General features: G+C 50.1%; 2 protein-coding genes. Both read right to left on the bottom strand.

Going from position 1 to position 2942, the window contains the following annotated elements; translation table 11 throughout:
• Positions 1–370 precede the first annotated feature (370 nt).
• On the bottom strand, positions 371–2017 hold the full coding sequence (locus D5S03_RS12695) for a type I secretion system permease/ATPase (protein ID WP_287044282.1): 1647 nt from the start codon (positions 2015–2017) through the stop codon (positions 371–373).
• A gap of 188 nt (positions 2018–2205) precedes the next feature.
• Complete coding sequence (locus D5S03_RS12700; protein ID WP_287044283.1) at positions 2206–2586, bottom strand: four helix bundle protein; 381 nt, start codon at positions 2584–2586, stop codon at positions 2206–2208.
• Between the last annotated feature and the right edge of the window lie 356 nt (positions 2587–2942).

Raw genomic sequence — 2942 nt, forward strand, 5'->3', positions numbered from 1 at the left:
ACATTATTATTGCCCTGCAGTCTGTTTTCGCTCATATCCCTGTCTCTAATCTTGAGAGTTAAAAATTTATTCTGTAAAGTTTAAAGCCCCTCCGGCTAATCCCATTTAAGACGTTTGGGAGTATGTAAGTATGGGAGTGTGCACGTACTTTAGACGTATGTACGTATGCAAGTTTTTAGAGTTTTAGAATGCTCCCGCACGCCCACACGTCCCCACTCCCATACTTCTTCCCCTATGCCTTGCATCCCTCAATCCCCCAATCCTTAAATTTCTTAATCCCTCTGCCCCATGCTCCATGCCCTACGCCCTATGCCTTGCATCCCCCAATCCCTCAATCCCTAAATTCCTGAATTCCCCAATCCCATGATCCTTAATCCTCCAACTCCCTGACCTCAGCTGGACCGCCTTCACCCTCATAAACTTCACCCTTTTCCAGATCCAGGACGCGATCCGCCATTTTTATCAGTTCCTGGTTGTGAGTTATGACCACTACGAATACTTCTTTTTCTTTCAACTTTGCAAGCACTTCCTTCATGGCTTCTCTGCCGGGCTGGTCCAGGTGCGAGTCAGGCTCGTCAAGGACCAGCATCCAGGGGTCGTTGTACAGAGCTCTGGCCAGCACTATGCGCTGTTTCTGGCCTCCTGAGAGATTGATGCCTCCAGACCCGATACGGGTGTCGTATCCATTGTTGAGTCCCAGTATCATATCATGCGCACCGGCCTGCATGGCCGCATCCACTACTGCCGGCGAATCCACTTCATCCAGCCTGGCTATGTTTTCGGCCACGGTTCCGGAGAACAGCTCCACTTCCTGGGGCATGTAGCCAAGCTTCTGCCCAAGGAGTGATTGATCCAGTTCGTCCACCGGAGTCTCATCCAGATACACCCTTCCCTTATCAGGCTTCCAGAGTCCTAGCATGACCCGGGCAAGGGTGGTTTTTCCCGCTCCGCTGGGACCGGTTACAGCCAGCATCTGCCCGGGATAAATATTAAAAGATATCCCCTTGAGCACAGGAAGGCTGTTTATGCTTACGTGCACATTGTCCGCCCTGTACACTCCAGGTTTATCCGGCGGGTCCATGTCCTCGTCTTCATGATCAGGACCACTACCCAGCAGTTCATTTAGCCTTTTATAAGCGATCCTGGCATCAACAAGGCTTCGCCATGCGTTGCCCAGCATCATGATGGGCGACAGAGCCCGGCTCATGAACATTGCCGAGGCCACCATTGTGCCCAGGGTTATTTCATGGATGATTATCAGGTAGGCTCCTGTAGCCATGACACTGATAACCGTACCCATCATGATGAACTTGGCCAGGCTTTGAAAAAAGCCGTTTCTGGCCGCCAGGGTATCTTCGTAGTAGACATCCTGGTCGTTGTACTGCCGCCACTGCCTGGTCATGGCTGGAAACATGCCCATGGCGAACACGGTCTGGGAGTTGCGCATGGAGGAATTCAAAAACTGGTCCGTGGTCATTGCCGACTGGGAATGAAGGGCCTGCATGCGCGAAGTGGTGATTTCCTGCACCACTACCAGCAAAAACAAAAGCAGGGCTCCGCCGCAGGCAATGATACCCAGAAGGGGATGAAACAGAAAGATAACCGCCAGGAAAACCGGGACCCAGGGGGTGTCAAACAGGGCGAATATGCCTGTGCCGCCCAGGAAATTGCGGATGCTGTTTACATCCTTGAGCCCCTGGGTATGCCTGGGAGAGCCGGGCTCAACAGAGCTTCTGATCATCCGGGCAAATACGCGGGTGGCTACTATCCGGTCGAACTGCACCCCAATGCGCACCAGAAGCTTGGACCGGATTACTTCAAGGATGCCGGACACCACGTAAAGTCCGACCACAGCTGCAGTCAGGAAAAACAGGGTTTCCATGCTGCGGCTGTCCATTACTTTGTCGAAAAGATTTCTCAAGTACAGGATATAGGCCAGGGCCAGCAGGTTTATAAACATGCTGAAAAAGAACCCGCATCCTATATGCGGCAGAAATTTAACCAGATATTTTCGCATTCCAGATTTTCCAGTGATTAGTTTTTACTTTGATCCACTATTTAAGACGTATGGGGGTATGTACGTAGTTAAGAAGTATGGGAGTATGTACGTATGGGCGTATGCACGTATTTAAGAAGTATGTACGTCTTAACTCCCAAACTCCCATACGCCCATACGTCCCTACTCCCACACGTCTCCCCACTCCCCTACGTTCTACACCAGTTGTCTGCCTTATTGGACATGGTTATCAATTGGGCAATGATATATTCGTAACGCTCATCAAGATTCTGGCGTCTTTCATCTTCCAGGTAGCCAAATTTTCTGGCTAAATCTAAACATGCTTGAACTTCAGTAGCTTCGGTTTCGGCATCACTTAGCTTTGCTATGAAGGCTGCCTTATATCTTCGTTTTCTCCATGCCTCGGCAGTGTTCAGGCAAACAGACATGGAGGCCCTCCGGATCTGATCTCCAAGGGCAAACCGTTCTTCTATCGGAAATGTCCTGGCAAACTTGTTGATCTCTCCAGCCAAATCCAAGGCGTTTTGATAAACTTCCAGCTCTCTGAAACTTTTAGCAAATTTACCCATGCTTCACTCCCATACTTCTTCGAGTATGTACGTATTTAAGACGTATGGGAGTATGTACGTATGGGGGTATGCACGTATTTAAGACGTATTTACGTCTCCACTCCCAATAACTCCCCCACTTCTTCGAGTATGTACGTATGCAAGTATGGGCGTATGCACGAATTTAAGACGAGTGCACGTCTTTACTCCCATACGCCCATACACCCATACGTGTTCACTCCCACACTCCCATACGCCCATACGTCCACACGTCTTCACTCCCACACTCCCATACGCCCCTACTCCCATACTCCCATACGCCCCTACTCCCATACTCCCATACGCCCAAACGCCCATACGTCCAAACGTCTCACTTA

Origin of the sequence: Desulfonatronospira sp. MSAO_Bac3 (assembly GCF_003838035.1) — a bacterium.
Classification (GTDB): domain Bacteria; phylum Desulfobacterota; class Desulfovibrionia; order Desulfovibrionales; family Desulfonatronovibrionaceae; genus Desulfonatronospira; species Desulfonatronospira thiodismutans.